The organism is Spirosoma fluviale (genome assembly GCF_900230225.1).
Taxonomy (GTDB): Bacteria; Bacteroidota; Bacteroidia; order Cytophagales; family Spirosomataceae; genus Spirosoma; species Spirosoma fluviale.
This window is the reverse complement of sequence record NZ_OCNH01000001.1, coordinates 2,468,976-2,490,914: the sequence shown is the minus strand read 5'-3', so window position 1 is coordinate 2,490,914 and position 21,939 is coordinate 2,468,976. Positions and strand designations below refer to the sequence as shown.

Below are 21,939 nucleotides of genomic sequence, written 5' to 3'. Positions count from 1 at the left end.
ATAGTAACTGTATTTTATAGAGATAAAACGGCGTAAGCCAGAAGTATAATCAACAACGGTACCTACATTATGGATATAAAAGAGAAACAGTTTGATTGGGATTGGCAAACAACGAGCAAGACCAACTGGTGGCAATTGGATTTGCGTGAGGTTTGGGGGTATCGAAATCTACTAGCCCGGCTGGTAAGACGTGATTTTCTTCTCAGCTATCAGCAAACGCTGCTTGGACCCCTCTGGACCCTGTTGCAACCCCTGCTTACCGTATTTACGTACGTTCTGGTCTTTAGTAAACTCGTAGGTATCTCAACGGGAACCGTTCCACCTGTCTTGTTTTATCTGACAGGGACGATCTTATGGGGGCTGTTTAACGATGTGTTTACCGGAACGTCAACAACCTTTACAACAAATGCTGACCTGTTTAGTAAAGTGTATTTTCCCCGACTGGTTATGCCCTTCGCATTTGTTAGTGCTCAACTCTTACGGCTTCTTGTTCAGTTGGCCTTGCTGGCGGCATTTTTGATCTTTTACTCCTTCCGGACCGACGTGACTATACACATGAATGCCTGGGCACTTGCCCTTCCGGGAATACTAATCGTGGTAGCCATTTTAGGCCTTGCCGGGGGACTGATTTTCTCGGTTATAACGGCTAAATACCGTGATTTGATGAACATCGTGCCAATTTTAATGCGTATACTAATGTACGTAACCCCGGTTATTTACCCCATGAATATCATACCGGTTAAGGTACGCTGGATTCTGGCAATTAACCCAATGACACCTATGTTCGAACTATTTCGGTATGGCTTGCTGGGGGAGGGTAGTTTTACGAGTGCCCAACTTGTGTACAGTCTGGTTTGTACCGTAGTATGTCTGTTAGTTGGGCTGTTTCTCTTTAACAAGCAAAAGGATGCCCTGATGGATATTCTCTAAAAACGTATTCATGGCCAAGCTCGCAATTCAAGTTGATAATATATCGAAACTGTACCAGTTAGGAACAATTGGCACGGGTTCATTCAAGAGAGACCTCCACCGCTGGTGGTCGACCTCCATCCGTAAACAGAACGACCCATTCGAATTGAATTCGACGGGTGAAAATGAGGCACAAGCGTCTCATATCTGGGCACTGCGCCAGGTAAACCTCGACGTGGCAGAAGGAGACGTTTGGGGTATTGTTGGCGGCAATGGCTCCGGAAAGTCAACCCTGCTTAAAATTATTTCGCGAATTATTCGGCCTACGCATGGCACCGTTCGCGGAAGAGGCCGATTAAGCAGCATGCTGGAAGTGGGCACAGGATTTCACCAGGACTTGTCGGGGCGTGAGAATATCTACCTGAGTGGCTACGTCCTGGGAATGAAGCGTCATGAAATTCGACGACGCTTTGATGAAATTGTTGAGTTCTCAGGCATCGGTCAATTCGTGGATACGCCCGTCAAGCGTTATTCATCGGGTATGTATGTTCGACTGGCGTTTGCTGTTGCTGCCCATCTGGATTCCGACATTCTGATTGTGGATGAAGTGCTGGCGGTAGGTGATGCTGAATTTCAGAAAAAATGCCTGAACAAAATGCAGGAGTTTACCCGTACTGAAGGCCGGACTATTCTCTTTGTTAGTCACAATATGCAGGCTGTCAGTCAGTTGTGTAAGCATATTCTTTGGTTGAAAAAAGGTCAGATGGTAGCCAGCGGGCCTATTCAGTCAATTTTAAATCAATACAGTAATCAGTCGCAGATCAATCAGCTCAGTCAAAACTGGCACACGCCCCAGGAGGCTCCCGGAAATCACTGGATTCGGCTAAAATCAATTGAATTGATTCCCCAAAAGGAAGCAGAAGATTCGTTGGTAGACGTGCGCACACCATTAACGTTACAGTTTAAGTTTTGGGTTTGTCAGGATCAGCTACGCTTATTAGCTGGATTTCAGTTGATGAATCAAACGGGCGAATGCGTTTTTGATATTATGACTCCCTTTACCGATTGCAAGCGGGGATTAGTGGAGGCAACCTGCGAAATTCCCGGCAACTTTTTGAATGATGGGTCCTATTCCATTTCGCTGATTGCCTACCGGAACTCCTGGGAAGATTACTTCGATTACCAAAACTGCCTGTCGTTCGAAGTGGAAGATTTCCGGGGCGAAGGAATGAACTTTACCGGTAAATGGTGGGGGAGCGTTCGACCCAAATTTCCGTTAACGCTGGTGCATAAACCCGAGAATCAGCCTCTTAGCCTTTCTTTATGAAGCAATCATTTGTTTATCAGATAAAGCACATTCAGCTTGCTGAATCGATTAATTTACCCGCTGTTCCAACCAATGAAACGGGTTGGTATCTGGTATTCTGGTGGCGGCAAGTACCTGTTGGGCACTTGTTTGTCGAACCGGGGGAGGTAGTAACACCGGCTGAATTAGCCGAAAAATGCTGGCTGGCCATACAACCAACCCTTCAGGTCTATTGTACAGCATCAAACCTGCCCGACCTGGCAGGTTTATCAGCGACTGCCCCGCCAACGGATTTACAGGAAGTACTGTCGACCACGCTAAGCACGTTCGATGTTGAAACACTGCCGAACGAAGTGCCCATCTCAGTTGTCATTTGTACCCGAAATCGGGCTCCTGATTTAAAGATCGCCCTTCAGGCGTTGAAGGATCTACCCTGTAAACCCGCCGAAATCGTCGTTGTCGATAATGCACCGACCGACAACAGCACCGCTCAGGTTGTAGCGCAGTTTCCGGATGTTATCTATTGTCATGAACCCCGTCCGGGGCTTGACATTGCCCGAAACTCGGGAATTCGGATGGCGACAATGCCTGTGATGGCTTATGTAGATGACGATGTACAGGTGCATGCGCACTGGGCTTATCATATTTGGAAAACCTTTCAGGATACCAACATTGCCGCCATGACGGGGCTGGTGATTGCAGCCGAACTTGATACCGAAGCGCAACTTATTTTTGAAAAACACTGGAGTTTCAACCGGGGCTACGTGGATAAGCAGTATGATGCTACCTATTTCAATCGAACCCTGTTTGGCGGGCCACCGGTCTGGGAAATAGGCGCTGGGGCAAACATGGCATTTCGACGGGACTTATTCGAGAAGATAGGGTATTTCGATGAGCGACTGGATGTAGGGGCTGCTGGTTGTAACGGCGATTCGGAAATGTGGTTTCGCGTATTGACAAACAACTACGCTGTACACTACAACCCAAGAGCGGTCGTCTTTCACAAGCATCGGCAACAACTGCCGGCTCTGAAAAAACAGCTGTTCAGTTACATGCGCGGGCATACCGCAGCCGCCCTTATTCAGCAGAAGTATCATCCACAAGCGGGCTATCGCCGACACGTGTTCAAAAGTCTGCCTCTTTACTATCTGCACTATATTAAAGATGGGTTTCCTGCCTATGCCTTCCGGCATCAAACCATTGGTATGGAAATAAGAGGTGCTTTGTCGGGCGTACTTTTTTACCTCAAAAATCGAAATCGGCCTTCTCAACCACAGGTATAACCGTATGGACCAGCAATACTATAACGTTCATCTTCAGCGATTGGGACAAGGTTTGTACAATAGGTTAGTAAAACGCTCTCCTTTGGCCACAGCTGCAATTGCGTATAAAGTTCGTCTCCAGCGAGTAGGACAACGTTTGTATAATAAGATAAAGGAGCGCCCTCCGCTGGTCACGGTTGTTATCACTTGCTATAATCACGGAAATTTTCTGCCAGATGCCATTGACAGTGTATTTCAGCAAACGTGGAACCCGGTGAGCCAAATGGCGAGAATGGAAAACCCCATTGAAATCATCGTCGTGGATGATGGTTCGACGGATAATACCCGAGAAGTGGCAGGTCGGTACAGTAAGGTGCGGTATATCTATCAGGAAAATCAAGGTCTATCAGCGGCCCGGAATACCGGGATCTTGCAAAGCCGGGGGGATTTTTTAATTTTTCTGGATGCAGATGACTGGCTATACCCGCAATGCGTTGACATCGGTGTTGGTTTGCTAAGCGATAATCCTACGGCTGCCTTTGTGTCGGGCGGTCATGACAAGGTAACGATAAACAAGCAGTTGATATCGTCCGAATCCCGGTTTGTGGGGGGCGATCACTACCTCCTGTTTCTGGAAAGCAATTACATTGGTATGCATGCAACCGTCATGTACCGGCGTACCATTCTGGATGAGTACAAATTTGATACGTCCCTGAAGGCCTGTGAAGACTATGATATGTATTTACGGATAGCCCGTAACCATCCCGTCCTTCATCACCCCCATATAGTGGCGGCTTACCGGATACTTCCCAAAAGCATGTCGTCCAATAACACGACGATGCTTGCGGCTGTTCAGCGTGTGCTGAAGCGGCAACAGCCTATGCTGAAAGATGAACCGGAGCAACAGGCTTACCTGCGGGGACAGCAAATCTGGATCGACTATTACCAGTCTCAGAATACCCGCTCTACCCAGTCACCCTAGCCGGATCCTACCATGGGTCAATGAATTTAATTGTTTAACCACCATAAAACGGCAAGCTTATCAAAACGTTTATCAAAAAAAGTGCCCCGGCGTTCGCTTTGCGCTGGTTAAAGCAACTAGGGCTATACACAGCATTTACCCCGCCAGTTGGACAGGTACAGTTTGGCGATCTCAATCGGACAACCCCATTCAGCACTGAATTTGGCTATGATCGGGGAGGGCCCGTTGACCGCTATTATATTGAAAGTTTTTTACAGAAACAGGCGGGTAATATAAAAGGGCGGGTGCTCGAAATTGGTGACAATGAATACACACTCCGCTTTGGTGGTCAGCAGGTTACGAAAAGTGACGTACTACATATCCATAGCAATAACCCCATAGCGACCATAGTGGGCGATCTTAGTAATGCTCCCCATATACCCGATAACAGTTTCGATTGCATTGTACTGACGCAGACACTTCATTTGATTTATAAGGCGCAAGATGCTCTGAAAACCTGCGAACGCATTTTGAAACCCGGTGGAATATTACTGCTTACCTCGCCCGGTATTTCGCAAATCGCGAGTGATGAGTGGCAGAGTACCTGGTTCTGGTCGTTTACGGCCACCTCCATGCGCCGAATGCTGGGCGAAGTTTTTCCACCTGCAAACATAGAGATTGAACAATACGGAAATGTATTTGTGGCCACGAGCTTCCTATATGGGGTGGGTGTATCTGAAGTAAGCAAAGAACAATTGGCGGCTAAGGACCCCAATTATCCGGTAATCATCACGGCTAAGGTCATTAAACCGAGTATCTCTTGATCAGAACGTGGCTCAATAAACTCATTAATAAGACATCAGCGAGCAAAGCACTTATTCTGATGTATCACCGCGTCGATACCTTACCATGCGACCCGTGGCAGTTAGCAGTTAGCCCCGCTCATTTTGAGGAGCAACTAGCCGTAATCTGCCAAAATTGGCGACCGATCTCACTGACAAAATTAGGTCAGGATGTAGCCAGACGATCGGTTGAAGACCGAAGCATAGTGTTAACGTTTGATGATGGCTACATCGATAATTTTGTCCATGCCAAACCCTTGCTGGAAAAATACAAGGTGCCTGCTACTTTTTTTATTGCTACCCAGCATACCGAAAGCCAGGCCCCGTTCTGGTGGGATGAGTTACAAACCATACTTGTCGATACGCCAAAACTACCCGAGCTGTTGCAGGTATTGATTGGCGATGAGCTCATTACCGCCGATCTAAGCAACGAAGCAACACTGACCCCAATGCTCCGGGAGAAGCAAAACAAGTGGACTGCCTGTGTAAATACACCCACTGAACGGTGCCGTATATACGAGCAGATTTGGATGCGGTTAAAAACAATGTCAGCTCACAACCAGCAGGTACAGATGGCTCGATTAAGAGAATGGGCAGGATTGTCGCAAGATAGCCCTGCTGCACTACGCTGTATGACACCGGATCACCTGCATCAGTTAGTGTCAAATCCGTTATTCACGATCGGGTCGCACACAATGAATCACCCGGCACTAGGTGAACGGCCTGCCGATGAGCAGTCCAGCGAGATTGTGGGTGGTAATCAATACCTCAACAATTTGATGGGCAAGTCTGTTGAGTTGTTTGCCTATCCGTATGGCAATTATAATGAAACGAGTGTTTCGTTGGTCAAAGGAGAAGGTCTGTCTACAGCCGTTACAACCGAGGAGGGAGTTATTACAAATCGATCCAATCCGTTGAGAATGAGTCGATATCAGGTGTGTGACTGGGATAGCTCCACGTTTGGAAAGAAGCTCGACGCCTGGTATTCGCACCAGTAAAGAAAATCCAAAAACCCAAGGGAATTACGTTATTATTTACTTAATACAACGAACATTATTCGACACGCTGGTCTGGATAATGAAGTGACTAAACTAGTTTTTGAAATGGATCGCATCCCGCAACAGCCACCTGTAATACTTCCATTGGCAGACGAGGTAAACCGGCCTCTCTGGTCGGTCATGATACCCGTTTACAACTGTTCGGATTACCTGCGCGAAGCCCTTAACTCCGTATTGGCACAGGACCCCGGTGCTGATCAGATGCAGATCGAAGTAGTAGACGATGCCAGCACCGATGCCGATGTGGCAGCTCTGGTAACTAGCATTGGGAACGGACGTGTCTTGTATTACCGGCAACCACAAAATGTAGGGAGTCTGCGCAACTTCGAAACCTGTATTAACCGCGCCAAAGGACAACTGGTGCATCTGTTACACGGAGATGATCGGACCCGGCCGGGCTTTTACCAAAAAATGAGTAAATTTTTCTCAGAGTATCCTGAGATTGGAGCCGCCTTCAGCCGGTTTACACACATCGATGACAAAGGAAATCCCCTTTCGGAAGATCCCCCTTTGATGGATTACGATGGTATTATTCCGGACTGGCTCTTTAGGATTGCCCAACAGCAACGTCTTCAATACGCCTGCAAAGTTGTGAAACGTTCGGTATATGAAAAACTGGGTTCCTTCTATGGGGTTACATACGGCGAAGACTGGGAAATGTGGGTGCGTATTGCCAAATATTATCCGGTTGCCTATACACCGGAGGTGCTGGCCGAATACCGCGTTCATAATGACTCGATCTCGAATACTAAAACACTGGCTGGGCAAACGGTTCGTGATCTGAAGTTCCTTTCTAAAGTGATAAGTGAGCATTTGCCGGCATCACAGAGAAAGGAAGTTTCGCGCAAATCAACACGTATCTGGGCTGGTTACGAGTTGGGCAAGGCAAGTGCGTTATGGGATCGTACCCATAATTATAAACAGGTTGAAAACTACGTTAAAGGTATTCTGGACTTACATACGGATGTTGGTATTTTGTTGCGCGTTTGTAAGCTTTACGCAAAAATGGCTATTCAGACAGTCGTACCTCCATCGAAACCAGCCAGCTCGCGTCCGATAGGTCACTAAGCAACGGGAATATTGGCGCAGGATTTATTTTGTCATCGCCCCAAAATACTTATTATCAGAGGCTTGGTTTCTTTTGGCGGGTAGAGAGGGGTAATTCAGTAACAAAAAAATCATCTGCGTCAATATCAAACTTCCGGGCAAAGAAATAATTTTCTGACCTTTTCTGAATCAGTTGAGGAAGATTATCTCTGGAAAACGTTATAGGGGAGGGAGAATTTTTGCTTGACCATTCGGTATATGTAATAGAATGCTTAATAGGATTATTTTTTAGAACATGCGGTAGGTTCATTAGCAACGTATGAAAGAAAATTTCATCAGGTGAGTGAGTAAATTTATACTGGTTTAGATTAGCTGGATTATTTCTGGTATGTGCCAACATTGCTTCGGCAGTAGACTGGTTAAGAGCCCACCACTGGCTTCCGGCAAAGTTTTTAGAGAAAAATGAAGTTCTGGAATGTCGGAACTCTTTCAAAAAATTCAGTTCATCATATCTTTTCTCTATTAGACTAAATGCGATAAATTTTAGCACTCGCTTTAGCTCAAATAAAAGTGTTTTGAATGATGTTACCGGGTTTATACTAACGGCTATTCTTGGCCTAAAATGAATGGTATAAGCAAGAAATCTTCTTTTCATTTCCTCCAGGTCCAGGAAATTCTCAAGTTCAAAGATGTCAATAAAGTTTACGTCTTGATTATCAGACAAATACTTGGTTATGTCGTCATTTGACGCGAGTGGCATACAAGCGCCGGATAAGAGAATTAAGTGGCCATTTTTTTTTAATTTCAAGGCAAATTCAATCATCACCAACGTTGCCTGAACAATTGAAATATTACCCCAGATACAGGAAATCCGTTCTTCAATAAAATGAACATTTTCCAGAGAAATTGTAGCCTTGAAATCGGCAATATTTGACCCTTTGTCTACATGAATAATAAAGATTGAATTTGAATCATTCAATTTATTAATTAGAATTTGTAATTGAGAAGGCCTGTGATGAGCCAGGATGAGATATAATTTATGATACATTACCTTTTATTGACAAAATAGCTTTAGCTATGGATGGATATGTTTAGTATTGTGCAATAATAGTTAACTGATTATTAAAATATGATAAAAAGCCATACAAATAAATCTGCACAAAGTTAAGGAATTAGTATTCTTTATGGTTTAAATCTAACTTATTTGTTTGTAGAATTTTATAAATGGGTAACTAAATATATTAAATGGTATTTAAACGATAATTAGCTATGCCAGCCTTATATCTATGAGTAATGGTTAATGTCTGGCTACTTTAGTATGTATGAAGACTATCATCAAATCTCTGCTTTTTTTAGTTACCATGGGCCTGCTGGCCATGAATGTGGCAAAGCCCACTCGTGTTGTTTTCTTTGGCGACTCCATTACGCAGGCAGGCGTAAATCCCGGCGGTTACATCGACTTACTCCGGAAAATGGTACCCGCTGATCAGTTTGAACTCATTGGTGCGGGCATTGGCGGCAATAAGATCTATGACCTTTTCCTGCGTATGGACGACGATGTTCTGGCTAAACAGCCCGATGTCGTGGTGGTTTGGGTAGGCGTTAATGATGTTTGGCACAAATCATCGTTCGGTACCGGTACAGACCCCGATAAGTTTGTGAAGTTCTATGAAGCAGTCGTGAAAAAACTGAAAACGGCCAACGCCCGCGTGATCTTGTGCACGCCAGCCGCCATTGGCGAAAAAACCGACTTTAGCAACCAGCAGGATGGTGACCTGAATCAGTATAGCCAGTTGATCCGCGATCTGGCCAAACGACAGAACCTGCCTCTGGTCGATTTACGGAAAGCATTTCTGGACTATAACCTCAAAAACAATCCTGAAAACAAAGAGAAAGGAATTTTAACGACCGACCGCGTTCACCTGAATGAAGCCGGAAACAAACTTGTGGCCGAGCAAATGCAGAAAGCACTCATGGGCGCTGCCAAATGATTACCCTCTGGCGGTCTACTTCTATATTCCTACCAACATGACTCGATTTAAGCCATTCTGGAAGTTAGTGACGCTGATGCTGTTCGTAACTGTAACGACCATGGCGCAACCAAGTCAGGTAAGTAACAACGGTCCAATGCCCGGCCACCCGAGGTTGCTGTTGCTCAGCGGTGAGGAAGACGCGTTAAAGCGCACCATTAGCGCCGACAAAACCTGGGAAAAGCTCCACCAGGCTATTGTAGCGGAATGTGATCAACTGGTTGGTATTGAGCCGCTAAAGCGAATTCAGATCGGACGACGGTTGCTCGATAAGTCGAGGGAGGCACTGCGCCGGATCTTTTACCTGTCGTATGCCTGGCGGATGACCCATCAGCTCAACTACCTGCAACGGGCTGAAACGGAGTTGTTGACCATCGCGGCCTTCTCCGACTGGAATCCAACACATTTCCTGGACGTAGCCGAAATGACCATGGCCGTTTCAATCGGTTACGACTGGTTGTACAACGACTTGTCCGAACAGTCCCGGTCGACCATTAAAGAGGCAATCCTGAAGAAAGGTATTGAACCTTCTATGGATTCGAAATACAATAGCTGGCTCAGGAGTAGTAACAACTGGAACCAGGTCTGTAATGCCGGGATTACCTACGGGGCCATTGCCGTATACGAAGATCAGCCGGAGCAGTCGAAGGCGTTAATTAGCCGGGCGGTATCAGCCGTTGTGTTACCCATGGGCGACTACAAACCGGATGGAGCATACCCCGAAGGCTACAGCTATTGGGGCTATGGAACGAGTTTTAATGTGATGCTCATTAGTGCCCTCGACAAGCTCTTTGGGAACGACTTCGGGCTATCAGCGCAACCCGGATTTTTGAAAACAGCAGGTTACCTGGAAAATATGACGGCCCCCTCGGGCAATGCTTATAATTACTCGGACTCTGGCCTGAGTGGCGAATTACAGCCCGCTATGTTCTGGTTTGCCAAAAAGCTGAACGATCCTTCGCTACTCTGGGTCGAACGAAGCCGATTGATGAACAGCAACCCCCAAAATCACCTTCGGAACCGGCTCCTGCCTGCCGCCTTACTTTGGAGTAATGGCGTAAAAGTTGCCCAGATGAACGCACCGAAAGAAGCTATGTGGGTAGGAGAGGGTAAAACGCCGGTTGCGCTCATGCGTACCTCCTGGACTGATCCGGCGGCAATTTTTGTCGGCATGAAAGGTGGTAGTCCTGGCACGAGCCACGCTCACATGGATGTGGGGTCATTTGTGATGGAGGCCGATGGCGTTCGCTGGGCTATGGATTTTGGTATGCAGGAATATGAATCGCTGGAGTCGAAAGGAGTTGACTTATGGAATATGAAGCAGAACTCGCAACGCTGGCAGATTCTACGCTATAATAACTTTGCCCATAACACCTTGAGCATTAACGATGAACTTCAGGCGGTTGACGGTAAGGCACCGCTCACGGCTCATTCATCGTCCGCCAACTTCATGAATGCACAAGTGGACTTATCCAGTCTGTATAAACAATCGATAGCTAAAGCGAACCGGGGTATTGCCGTTGTTGACAAAGCCTATGTAGTAGTCCAGGATGAAATTGAAACATCACCTGCTGAGGCCACCGTACGCTGGACACTCCTCACGTCGGCCACGGTAAAAGTAACCGGTGCGAATCAGGCTGAACTGACCAAAGATGGCAAGGTGCTCACGATTCAGGTCATGGAACCTGCTCAGATTGACTTTAAAACCTGGCCGACTGAGCCTGTTTACGACTTCGACGCGCCAAACCCGGGAACGACACTGGTTGGATTTGAGGTAAAACTCCCCGCCAATACTAAATCAGTTATTCAGGTTACGCTCACGCCGGGATCGTCGGCCGGACAGAAAAAAAAGCCTGTAGAACCACTGTCTCAGTGGCCGCGCTAGGCAAACGTAGGGACTATAAGTTCTCGAATTGGGTATGGTCGCTTAGACTATACCCAATTTTTGTTTCAGCTAAACACGTGTTCGGTTAGGCAACAAGTATATAAGTCAGGGTTTGTGTAATAGGATAATTATTGGATTATATAATATCTGTAGGTCCATTGTGATCATTAATAAAGTAGTAGCAAGTCACTAGGCTGGTAGTGCCAGCCCTTAAGCTTATTAATCCTTTTTAAGAACAGGATTTTATGCAACCGTTCCCGCAAACGCTTGTGGGAACGGTTGCATAAAAAAACCGTGATTGTATATGAGTAAAGCTCGTGTAAGTTAAACTCTATGAAGAAATAGGCTCAAATTGGCTTTACTGTATCGTAAATAAGCCAGCCATCAGCTTGAACAATAGTAGCGCACCATTAAAGCTGAGCAATCGGAAGTAATACTTTTTCAAGTTGTGCGGATGATCAGGCAACTGGACTAACGTAGATGCATTAATGTTTCGGTACTTAAATAGCGTTTTTCAAAAGGATTCAATTTGGTCAAATTTTCATCTTTTATGTTCAAATAACTATGCAACACAGTTACTTATTCCGAAGGGTGGCACTTGTCTGGCTCTTCGTTCTACAAATGGTCGTTAGTTTATCGGTGTCGGCTACTGCCGCCGACCAGCCCGTATCCGGAAAGATCACTGACGAAAAAGGCGAAGGTTTACCCGGCGTTAGTGTGGTAATTAAAGGCACAACGCGTGGTACGACCACAGATGCAACCGGGCAGTTTAAAATTAGTGTCTCAAGCGGGAAGTCGATCTTGATTATCAGTTTTGTGGGGTACACACGACAGGAAGTTGAAGTCAATAACCGGTCGGTCGTTAACGTACAGTTGCTGAATGATGATAAAGCGCTGGAAGAAGTTGTGGTGGTTGGTTACGGTACACAGAAGAAAGTGAACCTGACCGGGGCCGTATCAACCGTAGATTCCAAATCACTTCAATACCGCCCAACGACCAACCTGGCCAATGCCTTACAGGGCGTTACCCCCGGACTGACCATTACCCGTCAGAGCGGACAGCCCGGTAATGAATCCATCCGACTTCAGATTCGGGGTGTTACATCGGCTAATGGTAACGTCGACCCACTGGTTATTCTGGATGGGGTAAGTGTTCCCATTTCCACCATGACCACGCTGAATCCCAACGATATCGAGAGTATCAGCGTACTGAAAGATGCTGCTGCAGCCGCTATTTATGGCGCCCAGGCAGCGGGCGGTGTCGTGCTGGTGACGACCAAAAAGGGAAAGTCGGGTAAAGTTACCTTCGATTATCTGGCTCAATATGGTACCGACTGGTCCATCAATGTACCGGGCCGCATGAGTTTGCTCGAAGAAGCGCAGTTCTCGAATCTGGCCCGTGCCAACTCGGGAAGTGCGCCGGAGTATACAGAAGAAGATTTACAGCGCATCCGTAATAATGTTCCCTACGTGGTCAATCCAGCCGATACGGGAACGTATCTGTATTATAACCAGCAATCACTCACAGACCAGTTGCTGCGCAAGTATACCGCCATGAAGACCCACAACTTTACGGCGCGGGGTGGTAGTGATAAAGTGAATTTCCTGCTCTCGGGCGGCTATTACGAGAAACAGGGGGTATTTAAAGTCGGTCCGGACAATATGAAACGGTATAACGTCCGGCTTAATCTGGGGGCTCAGCTTACCAAACACATCTCGCTGGATACCCGGTTGTCGTATTCGCTGGAGAGAATCAGACAGTCTTCGGCCGATGCCAACGGAAGCGGGTTGTTATATCAGGTGTACCGGCTTCGAACTCGGACGCCTTTCTTCACGCCCGAAGGACGGTACAACGGGGCTGGTTCGGCAGCTACAGCTTACGGCTTACTCGAATCGGGGGGGTATAACAACCAGAATAGACGCCAGTTCGACGGTGTCGTGACCCTTCAGGCGGCCAATTTTGTAAAAGGCCTCACTCTGCGTAGTGTGGCTGGTGTACAATACCGCCCGTCAAATCGGCAGCAATTTTTCCGTACGGTACCGCTCTGGGGCAAATCCCGGATTTTGAGTTATGCCAACAACCCCAATTCGTATCAGGTAACGAATGAACTGGTTCGAAATACGAACCTCCAGTTCCTGGCAACCTACGAATATAAGTTAGGGGAGAAGCATAATTTCAGTATACTCGGTGGTTATCAGTGGGAAGACTACCGCGAGGAAGGGGTTGCCACCGCTTCATCAAACCTGGTGAGTAATGACTTGCCCACGCTCAATCTGGGCGACGACCGTACGAAAAGCAATAGTGAATACGTACGCGCCCGGGCATTTCAGTCGGTATTCGGTCGATTTAATTATAACTACGATGGGAAATACCTGGTTGAGGCTACCCTGCGCCAGGATGAAAGTTCGAAACTGGCTTCCGGTCTGCGCACCAAGATATTCCCATCAGCTTCGGCGGGCTGGAACCTCCAGCGCGAAAACTGGTTTGCCAAAGCCTTGCCCTTGTTCTCGGAATTTAAACTACGGGCATCCTGGGGCCGTCTGGGCGGTGCTTTAGGAGACAACATCGGTAACTATGACTACCTGAGCCAGTTAAGCCGTGGATCGGCTCTGGTGCTGGGCGATGCCCGGACGTCTTATATCTTCCAGGGCTCTATTCCGTCGGCCGCTCTATCGTGGGAAACCATCGAAACCAGCGATGTAGGTCTTGATTTGGGCTTGTTGCAGAACCGGCTTCAGTTTACCGCCGATTACTACGTGAAGTTCAACCGCAATATGCTTACCCCGTTGCAACTACCCGGAACCATCGGTATTGGAACGCCAAGACAAAATAATGGCGAGCTGAAGTCGTGGGGTTGGGAAACGGAAATCAAATACCGCGACCGGATCGGTAAGGATTTTACCTATTCTATAGCGGCCAACCTGTCGGATAACTTCAACAAACTGGTGAGCTACGTTGGTCGGACTGTAGTAGGTGCCGGCACGAACAACCTGATCGAAGGCTACCCCATCAACACCATTTGGGGTTATCAGACAGCGGGCTATTTCCAGTCGGCAGATGAGGTAAAAGGCTGGGCCTTCCAGGACAACCGCACCGGTGCCGGGGATATCAAGTACACTGATCTAAACGGCGACAGTAAAATCAACGTGGGCAAAGGCTCCATTGCCGATCATGGTGATCTGGTGCTGTTAGGCACGACCCAGCCACGCCTTCAGTTTGGCTTCACGTTAGGGGCTCAGTGGAAAGGGTTCGACCTCACCATCTTTATGCAGGGTGTGGGTAAGCGCAGTTACCGACCCAATACGGAGTCAATAGCGCCATTGTTGGTTACCTGGAAACAGGCACTGGCCATTCACAACGACTACTGGACACCCGAAAATCCTAATGCACTCTACCCAAGGCCTTACGTTGGCGCAACGCATAACTATGTTTCGTCCGACAAATGGGTGCTGAATGCCAGTTATGTTCGAATGAAAAACCTGCAATTCGGGTATACCCTGCCAAACACGTTAACGGAGAAAATCCGGATCACGCAGGCTCGTTTCTTCTTCTCCGGGCAGGACTTGTTCACGGTGTCCGGGCTGAAGGCATTCCAGGGATATTACGATCCTGAAATGCGTGATGGTGTCGAGAATGATTACCCATTCTTTGCCACCGCTTCGGTGGGGCTGAACGTCTCCTTTTAACGAACCGACTTCCGTAGAACGAATCATCAGTTAGCCATGAAAAAAAGTTTCAGATACATCATTATTGCATTGGGTATGGCCATAGGCTTACCCGCCTGCGAGGTGGAACGCCTACCCGAAACCTCCATCAGTGACCAGACATTCTGGCGCTCGGAAGGTGATTTGAAGGCCGCAGCCAATTACCTCTACACGTTTTTGCCGAACTGGTCGACGGATGATGTCTGGTCGGACGATGCCATCGGGTTGGCGTCTAACAGCATCAGCGATGGCTCCCGATTGGCCCCCGCAACGGATGGGAATTATAACACCAACTACAACCTGATTCGAGCGGCTAACAACATCGTTGAGAAAGCGCCCCGGGCATCGGGCAATGCTTCGCAAACCGTTATTGACCGGTACTCCGCCGAGGCCCGTTTCTTTAGAGCCTGGGGTTATTTTGCACTGGTTCAACGCTATGGTGAGGTGCCCCTGATTCTGAAAACACTCGATGAATCGTCGGCTGAACTGACCGCTCCGGCTAGTCCGCGCGAGGCCATCTTCGATCAGATTTATCAGGATCTCGACTTCGCTGCCCAAAAACTGCCAACGCATACGGCATTGGGGACGGCCGATTTTGGCCGTATCAGCAATACCACTGCCTTGGCGTTTAAAGCGAGGGTTGCCTTATTTGAGGGGACAAGGGCAAAATATCACGCCTATGGCGATCCAACCAAACACCTGAAAGCGGCTGCGGATGCCGCCAAAGCGGTAATCGACAGCAAGCAGCATAACCTGTATACAGGGCAGTATTTCGATCTGTTCCAAATGCCGGGCGAAGGTCGCCAGAATCCCGAAAATATTCTGGTAAAGCAGTTTGGTGTATCATTGACTGAGCGTGTTGTTACCCATTCGTATTACCGGGGCTCACTCGAAAACGGGAACATGAATCCAACGAAAAGTCTGGCCGATTCATACCTGATGAAGGACGGATTACCCATCACTAAATCACCCTTATACAAAGCGCCGGTTGCCTCTGTCGATGTGTTCCGCGACCGCGACACCCGCATGGGCGATACCTTCATGAAGCGCGGTGATCCAATGATGACCACAAAGCCCATTTTTGATATTGCGCCCCTGGTATTCAATAAAACGGGCTTCATGTTCCGTAAAACAGCGAATATCGACGACTGGAATACCCAGGCATCAACCATCGACCGGCCCATCATCCGGTATGCCGAAGTACTGGTAACCTACGCCGAAGCGCTCTTTGAACTGAACGGAACCATTAGCGACGCCGACCTCGATCTGACCGTTAACCGACTGCGGCAACGGGGTGGAGTAGCCAAACTAACCAATGCGTTCGCAACTGCCAATGGCCTGACTATGCGCGACGAAATTCGTCGGGAACGCCGGGTTGAACTGGCGCAGGAAGGGCTTCGGTACTGGGATTTGATCCGCTGGAAAACCGCCGAAGTTGAATTGCCAAAACCCGTATTGGGAAATTTCTTCTTCAAAACTGAATTCGGGACGGTAGCTGCGGTTCGGCTCACCGCCGATAACTATATCCTGGTTCAGGATGCGAGTTTCCGGAGGTTCGACGCTCAAAAGGATTACCTGTGGCCATTACCAATCAACGAAATAGCCCTTAATCCTTCGCTCAAACAGAATCCCGGCTGGTAAGGATTGGTTAATGGTTATTGAGTCAATGGTTATTGGTCAAGCGGATTGCCTAATAACCATTGACTCAACAACCATTAACCAACAATAACTTTTCTTATGAAAAAAATCGTCTTTTTAGCCATTGCCAGTCTGGTATGTCTCTCGATTTTTGCGCAGGGGCAGAACCTGTTAAGCGGGAAGTTTACGAAAGAAACGTTGCAAAACGTCCTGATTCCGCAGGCAGAATGGGCTCCGTTTCCCCGGCGCGACGATCGGGCAGGATGGGCCAAAGCCGACCAGGCGATGATGAAAGCGTACGTCAAAACAGCAGAAACCTATTTGACCTACCAATGGCCCTACGTACCCGCCACAAAGTCACTGCTTATCGAACGTACCGGCGACCGTGACCAGTACCAGGCCGTAAGTTTCCAAAAACGCGAAGTGCTGGGTACCCTGTTGCTTGCCGAAATCTACGAAAACAAGGGGCGGTTTGTCGATCAGATCATCGATGGCGTCTGGTCGATTTGCGAGGAGTCTTTCTGGGGGGTATCCGCCCATCTGCCAAAGTCGAAAGAATACGCTGGCTTGATGGATGTATCCAAACCGTTCGTCGATCTGTTCGCGGCCGAGACCGCTACCTATCTGGCCTGGGTGGATTATTATCTGGGAGATAAGCTGGATGCCGTTTCACCTCAAATCCGGAAGCGGATTTATACCGAAACCAACTACCGTATTTTTCAGCCCCTAATGACAAAACCGCACGGCTGGATGACCAAAACTGCCGCCGGACGAGCGCCCAATAACTGGAATCCCTGGATTTGCTCGAACTGGCTAAATGCCGTTTTACTGCTGGAGAAAGATGACGACAAACGAGCGGCCTCTGTGCATAAATTGCTGACTGTGCTGGATGAGTTTCTCAATCCCTATCCGCAAGATGGCGGATGCGATGAAGGTCCAAGTTACTGGGGAGCCGCAGCTGCTTCGCTTTACGACAATATTGCTATGCTCAACACCGCCAGCAATGATGCGTTTCAATACGTTTATGCCGATGAAAAATTCAGGAATATGGGCCGGTTCATTTATCGTGCCCAAATCAGCGAGAAGTATTTCCTGAATTTTGCCGATGCCGATCCTCAGCCCGCTATGGCCGCTACTATGATCTACCGATATGGCAAAGCCATTAATGACCCGGATATGATGAAGTTCGGGGCTTTTTACCGCAAGCCGGAAGCAGGCGAAATCGGGCGGTTTCATTATTTCCGACATTTCTACGCCCTGTTTATGCAGGATGAATTTCAACAGGCGCAGCAGGGGTTACCATTGCCCAAAAATGTGTGGTTGCCAGACCTTCAGGTGTTTGCTGCCCGCGATCAGGCCGGGACAACAGATGGATTTTACGTTGCCGCCAAAGGTGGGCACAACGACGAAAGTCATAACCATAATGACATTGGTAATTATGTGGTGTATTATAATGGACAGCCGTTACTGATTGACGTTGGGCGCGGTACCTATACCGCCAAAACGTTCAGTGCCCAACGCTACGAAATCTGGTATAACTGCTCCGATTATCATAACCTGCCAACTGTGAACGGAGTCAATCAGCTACCGGGTATGGCGTTTAACGCAACCAATATATCCTATAAAGAGGATAATATGACTACCCAGTTTGGGGTTGATATTGCCCAGGCTTATCCGAAAGAAGCGGGCCTCAAAAGCTGGCAGCGTACCATACAATTAACTCGTGGCAAGGGCGTTCAGGTGCAGGATGTGATTAGTTTAAATCAGGCCAGTTCCCTGACGCAGCACCTGATGACCTGCTACCCGGCAGAAATAAGTAAGCCCGGCGAACTGATTATCCACTACGCCCCGAAAGGCGGGGTCGCCAAAAAGTTTGTTGTGAAGTATAATCCCAAACAAATGCAGCCAACTGTCGAAAAGGTGAAGCTGGAAGCACCCGAAGACCGGGGCATCGTTACGAAATGGGGCGATACGATCTACCGAATCAACTTCCAGCTACTCACGCCTAAACTAGCCGATAAACTACTATTTGAGGTCGCGGCCAAGTAATTTGTGCGGGGTCACCAAAATAGCCCCGCACAAACCTTACTTCTTACTGAAGTCCAGATCGTACTTTACGTTCAGACGGAAGCCGTTATTGATTTCAAAAACGGGCTTTTGGGTAATCGGTTCCAGCTCCGGGTGCTGCGTGATCTGGTTCAGGTAGTTCAGTTCAATCTTGAACGCATCGCTGAACTGATACCCGAACCCTCCCGAAAGTCGGTTCTGGTTGAAGACGTTCTGCCCAACATTCCGGCCAAATCCAATAAAAATCTCCTCGAAGAAGTCTGCGTAAAATTCGCCGTCGTCAATGGTTGACCCCTGGAGGGGAATCGTCCCTGAAATCTGGTAACGAGCCCGGTTCTGAAACTCCCAGCTCTCAACATGGCGCGGCTGGTCATCGGCACCGATTCCAAGCCATCGCTGCTCAAGCCTGAAACGGTGGCTTAATTGTATCACCCCTGCCGTAGCGCTCAACTGAATATCCTGATGGGTACGGTTTTCGATGGTCGGCACACCGGCGTCGGCCACTGGGTAATCGCCGTAGGGAAAAGTTGTAAAAAACGTATAGCCGCCAGCCAGTTTAACCTGATCTGTTAGCGTATAGGCCAGTCCAAGCCGAGCCAACGATTGTTGCCAGGACTGAATCAACTCCACCCGTCGCCATTGGTATTCGGTATGAATTTCCCAACGTTTGCTTAGTTTATGGTCGCCGTTAAACGTATACCACCCAATGGCATTACGGTCAATAATTCGGTTTTGCTGCCCGAAACCGCTTAATGAGAGAAGCGTAAAGAAAAGAAGGTAACGAAATTGCATCAGGCTGATGTTGAGAAGGCACTTATTGAATAAGTGCTTTCTGGCCTGATAGGTTTGAAATTAGTACCGACTGGTTCCCGGACGAAAGGTTTGCCAGCTATGCCAGAATTCCTGATGAGCCGGAAGCCGACCTAAAAGATGATTTTTATGATGTAATGAATAATAGCCCGCTGATTTTACGATTGATTTTAAACCAGCGGGCCGTTATTCATTACGGCAGGGAAAACGCCACATATTGATTTCCTTTCTTCGCCCCCAGTTTACCGCCCCCACAGGCAATGACAACGTATTGTTTGTTACCAACCTGATAGGTAGCCGGGGTGGCAAAACCAGCGGCCGGTAACGTTGTTTCCCAAAGTTGTTTGCCGGTTTTCTTATCGAAAGCCCGGAATTTACCATCTTTTGTAGCCGCGATGAACAACAAGCCACTGGCGGTTACTACCGGGCCACCATAGTTTTCAGAACCTGTATTGCGAATTCCCTTTTTAGCCAGTTCAGGTTCTTCGCCGAGGGGTATTTTCCACAGGTATTCGCCCGTATTAAGGTCAATGGCGTTGAGCGTTCCCCAGGGGGGCGAAATGCCCGACAGACCTTTGCTATCGAGAAACTTCGTGTAGCCGGAGATTTTGTAAGGCACAAACGGTGCTTTGCTTCCTTTCGACGCCTGACCACCCGCTTCAATCTTTTCATCATCGAACAGAAAACCGACCAACGCCTGTTTTTCTGCCGTCGACAGTTGGGCGAAACCCGGCATCATCCCTTTTCCGTGACTGATTACCTGGTTTACATAAGCCCGGTCGCGTCGCTGTCCAATGTTCACCAGCGAAGGGTAGCCACTAGCAGCATTACCCTTCCGTTGGGCACCGTGGCAACTTGAGCAAGTTGTAGTGTAAAGCCGGTTCCCGAGCGTTAAATGGGCCAGTTCGTCCTGTTTAGGAGCCTGGTTCAGCGCAATGAGCCAGGCCGCTTCGTTGGCATTAACGTACATGATTCCGTTAGGGTCGGTGGCGGCACCACCCCACTCGGCACCACCGTCGAGACCGGGGTAAATAAACGTTCCCTGTCGGCTTAGTGGCTGGAATGTTCCCTTGCGACTCCGCCGGAACTGAGCCAGTAACGTATCGCGGTCTTCAGAGTAGGGATTGAGGTCGGCTTCGGTAAAATTCTGCCGGGCAAAGGGAGCCGGACGGGTTGGAACGGGCTGTGTGGGCCAGGCTTCCTCTCCCGGAACGTCGGATTTAGGCATTGGCATCTCCTTGATCGGGAAAAGCGGCTTGCCCGTGACCCGATCAAATACCAGCACATGGCCCGATTTGGTAACCTGAGCTACCGCATCTACACGCCGGGGGCGGCCGTCGGAACCTTTGGTCGTCACCGTCAGCAAGTTGGGCGGGGCCGGGAAGTCGCGGTCCCAGATGTCGTGGTGAACGGCCTGAAAATGCCAGAGTCGTTTGCCGGTGCGGGCATCGAGGGCCAGCAAACAGTTGGCAAACAGATTTGACCCTTTACGGTTGCCGCCGTAGAAATCGAACGCGGCTGAGCCAGTTGGTACGTACAGGATACCACGTGGCCGGTCGACCGACATGCCCGACCAGTTATTGGCTCCACCCACATCGGTATTTTTGTAGGTGTCTTTGGGCCAGGTATCGTAGCCATATTCGCCGGGTTGCGGAATGGTATGAAATATCCAGGCTAGTTTTCCCGTGCGGACATTAAAGGCGCGAATATGCCCCGGTGCCGCATCGGCCCCTTCCGATAAACGAACGGGCATAATGATCAGGTCTTCAAAAATCGTACCCGGTGTATTGGAGATAACAAACTTGTCTTTGGCCTGCTCGCCCAAACCTTCGTGCAGGTCGACGTGCCCATCCTGACCGAAACTCGGAATGGGTTTCCCCGTTTTGGCATCAAGCGCATAGAGTAACGACCCAACGGTGTACAAAATTCGGGCTTCGGGCTCGCCCGTAGCGGCTGGTTTGCTGGATTGCCAATAGGTAACGCCCCGGCTGGTACTGAGCGACTGCTTCGTTGGACTGCCAAACTTCCAGATTTCTTTACCCGTGGCAGCATCCAGCGCAATGGCCTGCACGGTTGGCGTGACGCTGTATAAAACGCCATCGACAATAATGGGGTTGGCCTGAATCTGACCACTGTCGGGTGCTGAGTAGGTCCAGGCAACGGTTAAGTTCTGAACGTTTTCCGGCGTGATTTGTGTCAGCGCCGAATAATGGCTACGGTCGGGACCACCGAGGTATTCACCCCAGTTTGTGTAATCATTCGGTTTTGTATCGGTGGTATTCTGGCTTAGCTGAGACCAGCCAACTGCCAGTACAGCCAGCCCACCGAGCGCAAGAAAAAATCGTTTCATGAAGCTAAAGGAGTAGTCTAACAAATCTACACTAAAAGCAGAAACGATGTACTGTCTACGCAAATCAGG

At 48.5% G+C, this 21,939-nt stretch carries 15 protein-coding genes; 12 read left to right on the top strand and 3 right to left on the bottom strand.

Translation table 11 applies throughout. The annotated features are described in order from the left end of the window. The first annotated feature begins 69 nt into the window (after positions 1–69). The 7 genes from CRO74_RS10315 (at position 70) to CRO74_RS10285 (ending at position 7,406) form a co-directional block, all read left to right on the top strand. Positions 70–930 carry an ABC transporter permease gene (locus CRO74_RS10315; protein ID WP_097125857.1) on the top strand — a complete coding sequence of 287 codons (861 nt, stop codon included), beginning with the start codon at positions 70–72 and terminating at the stop codon, positions 928–930. Between the two features lie 10 nt (positions 931–940). Then, the gene (locus CRO74_RS10310; protein WP_097125856.1) at positions 941–2,236 is read left to right on the top strand and encodes an ABC transporter ATP-binding protein; all 1,296 of its coding nucleotides are present in this window, start codon (positions 941–943) and stop codon (positions 2,234–2,236) included. After that, a complete protein-coding gene (locus tag CRO74_RS10305; RefSeq protein WP_097125855.1) occupies positions 2,233–3,498 on the top strand; it encodes a glycosyltransferase family 2 protein in 1,266 nt (421 codons plus the stop codon). Before CRO74_RS10310 ends, CRO74_RS10305 begins: the two co-directional genes overlap by 4 nt. A gap of 4 nt (positions 3,499–3,502) precedes the next feature. Further along, positions 3,503–4,459, top strand: a complete 957-nt coding sequence (locus CRO74_RS10300; protein WP_097125854.1) for a glycosyltransferase family 2 protein — start codon at positions 3,503–3,505, stop codon at positions 4,457–4,459. Between the two features lie 98 nt (positions 4,460–4,557). After that, entirely contained in the window at positions 4,558–5,262 is a 705-nt protein-coding gene (locus CRO74_RS10295; protein WP_245877799.1) for a methyltransferase domain-containing protein, read from the top strand. Continuing rightward, positions 5,259–6,278: a polysaccharide deacetylase family protein gene (locus CRO74_RS10290; RefSeq protein ID WP_097125852.1), complete on the top strand. Its 1,020-nt coding sequence runs from the start codon at positions 5,259–5,261 to the stop codon at positions 6,276–6,278. Before CRO74_RS10295 ends, CRO74_RS10290 begins: the two co-directional genes overlap by 4 nt. A 105-nt stretch (positions 6,279–6,383) precedes the next feature. Continuing rightward, on the top strand, positions 6,384–7,406 hold the full coding sequence (locus CRO74_RS10285) for a glycosyltransferase family 2 protein (protein WP_097125851.1): 1,023 nt from the start codon (positions 6,384–6,386) through the stop codon (positions 7,404–7,406). A gap of 55 nt (positions 7,407–7,461) precedes the next feature. Here CRO74_RS10285 and CRO74_RS10280 read toward each other — a convergent pair whose 3' ends face one another. Continuing rightward, positions 7,462–8,433 carry a beta-1,6-N-acetylglucosaminyltransferase gene (locus CRO74_RS10280; protein ID WP_097125850.1) on the bottom strand — a complete coding sequence of 324 codons (972 nt, stop codon included), beginning with the start codon at positions 8,431–8,433 and terminating at the stop codon, positions 7,462–7,464. A gap of 274 nt (positions 8,434–8,707) precedes the next feature. Between CRO74_RS10280 and CRO74_RS10275 the strand changes: the two genes are divergently transcribed. The 5 genes from CRO74_RS10275 (at position 8,708) to CRO74_RS10255 (ending at position 18,692) form a co-directional block, all read left to right on the top strand. Next, complete coding sequence (locus CRO74_RS10275; protein ID WP_097125849.1) at positions 8,708–9,376, top strand: SGNH/GDSL hydrolase family protein; 669 nt, start codon at positions 8,708–8,710, stop codon at positions 9,374–9,376. 37 nt (positions 9,377–9,413) lie between these two features. Next, positions 9,414–11,300 carry a heparinase II/III domain-containing protein gene (locus CRO74_RS10270; RefSeq protein ID WP_097125848.1) on the top strand — a complete coding sequence of 629 codons (1,887 nt, stop codon included), beginning with the start codon at positions 9,414–9,416 and terminating at the stop codon, positions 11,298–11,300. Positions 11,301–11,864: 564 nt separating this feature from the next. Then, the gene (locus tag CRO74_RS10265; RefSeq protein ID WP_097125847.1) at positions 11,865–14,987 is read left to right on the top strand and encodes a SusC/RagA family TonB-linked outer membrane protein; all 3,123 of its coding nucleotides are present in this window, start codon (positions 11,865–11,867) and stop codon (positions 14,985–14,987) included. Between the two features lie 36 nt (positions 14,988–15,023). Then, a complete protein-coding gene (locus CRO74_RS10260; protein WP_097125846.1) occupies positions 15,024–16,646 on the top strand; it encodes a RagB/SusD family nutrient uptake outer membrane protein in 1,623 nt (540 codons plus the stop codon). Positions 16,647–16,742: 96 nt separating this feature from the next. Further along, positions 16,743–18,692 carry a heparinase II/III domain-containing protein gene (locus tag CRO74_RS10255; protein WP_097125845.1) on the top strand — a complete coding sequence of 650 codons (1,950 nt, stop codon included), beginning with the start codon at positions 16,743–16,745 and terminating at the stop codon, positions 18,690–18,692. Positions 18,693–18,728: 36 nt separating this feature from the next. Here CRO74_RS10255 and CRO74_RS10250 read toward each other — a convergent pair whose 3' ends face one another. After that, on the bottom strand, positions 18,729–19,502 hold the full coding sequence (locus CRO74_RS10250; protein ID WP_097125844.1) for a DUF2490 domain-containing protein: 774 nt from the start codon (positions 19,500–19,502) through the stop codon (positions 18,729–18,731). Between the two features lie 211 nt (positions 19,503–19,713). After that, on the bottom strand, positions 19,714–21,870 hold the full coding sequence (locus CRO74_RS10245) for a BamB-related PQQ repeat family beta-propellar protein (RefSeq protein WP_097125843.1): 2,157 nt from the start codon (positions 21,868–21,870) through the stop codon (positions 19,714–19,716). Between the last annotated feature and the right edge of the window lie 69 nt (positions 21,871–21,939).

Bases quoted from the DNA above. Each gene is read 5' to 3' on its own strand.
- CRO74_RS10315 (WP_097125857.1), top strand. From the start codon at position 70: ATGGATATAAAAGAGAAACAGTTTGATTGGGATTGGCAAACAACGAGC.
- CRO74_RS10310 (WP_097125856.1), top strand. From the start codon at position 941: ATGGCCAAGCTCGCAATTCAAGTTGATAATATATCGAAACTGTACCAG.
- CRO74_RS10305 (WP_097125855.1), top strand. From the start codon at position 2,233: ATGAAGCAATCATTTGTTTATCAGATAAAGCACATTCAGCTTGCTGAA.
- CRO74_RS10300 (WP_097125854.1), top strand. From the start codon at position 3,503: ATGGACCAGCAATACTATAACGTTCATCTTCAGCGATTGGGACAAGGT.
- CRO74_RS10285 (WP_097125851.1), top strand. From the start codon at position 6,384: ATGGATCGCATCCCGCAACAGCCACCTGTAATACTTCCATTGGCAGAC.
- CRO74_RS10280 (WP_097125850.1), bottom strand. From the start codon at position 8,433: ATGTATCATAAATTATATCTCATCCTGGCTCATCACAGGCCTTCTCAA.
- CRO74_RS10275 (WP_097125849.1), top strand. From the start codon at position 8,708: ATGAAGACTATCATCAAATCTCTGCTTTTTTTAGTTACCATGGGCCTG.
- CRO74_RS10270 (WP_097125848.1), top strand. From the start codon at position 9,414: ATGACTCGATTTAAGCCATTCTGGAAGTTAGTGACGCTGATGCTGTTC.
- CRO74_RS10265 (WP_097125847.1), top strand. From the start codon at position 11,865: ATGCAACACAGTTACTTATTCCGAAGGGTGGCACTTGTCTGGCTCTTC.
- CRO74_RS10260 (WP_097125846.1), top strand. From the start codon at position 15,024: ATGAAAAAAAGTTTCAGATACATCATTATTGCATTGGGTATGGCCATA.
- CRO74_RS10255 (WP_097125845.1), top strand. From the start codon at position 16,743: ATGAAAAAAATCGTCTTTTTAGCCATTGCCAGTCTGGTATGTCTCTCG.
- CRO74_RS10250 (WP_097125844.1), bottom strand. From the start codon at position 19,502: ATGCAATTTCGTTACCTTCTTTTCTTTACGCTTCTCTCATTAAGCGGT.
- CRO74_RS10245 (WP_097125843.1), bottom strand. From the start codon at position 21,870: ATGAAACGATTTTTTCTTGCGCTCGGTGGGCTGGCTGTACTGGCAGTT.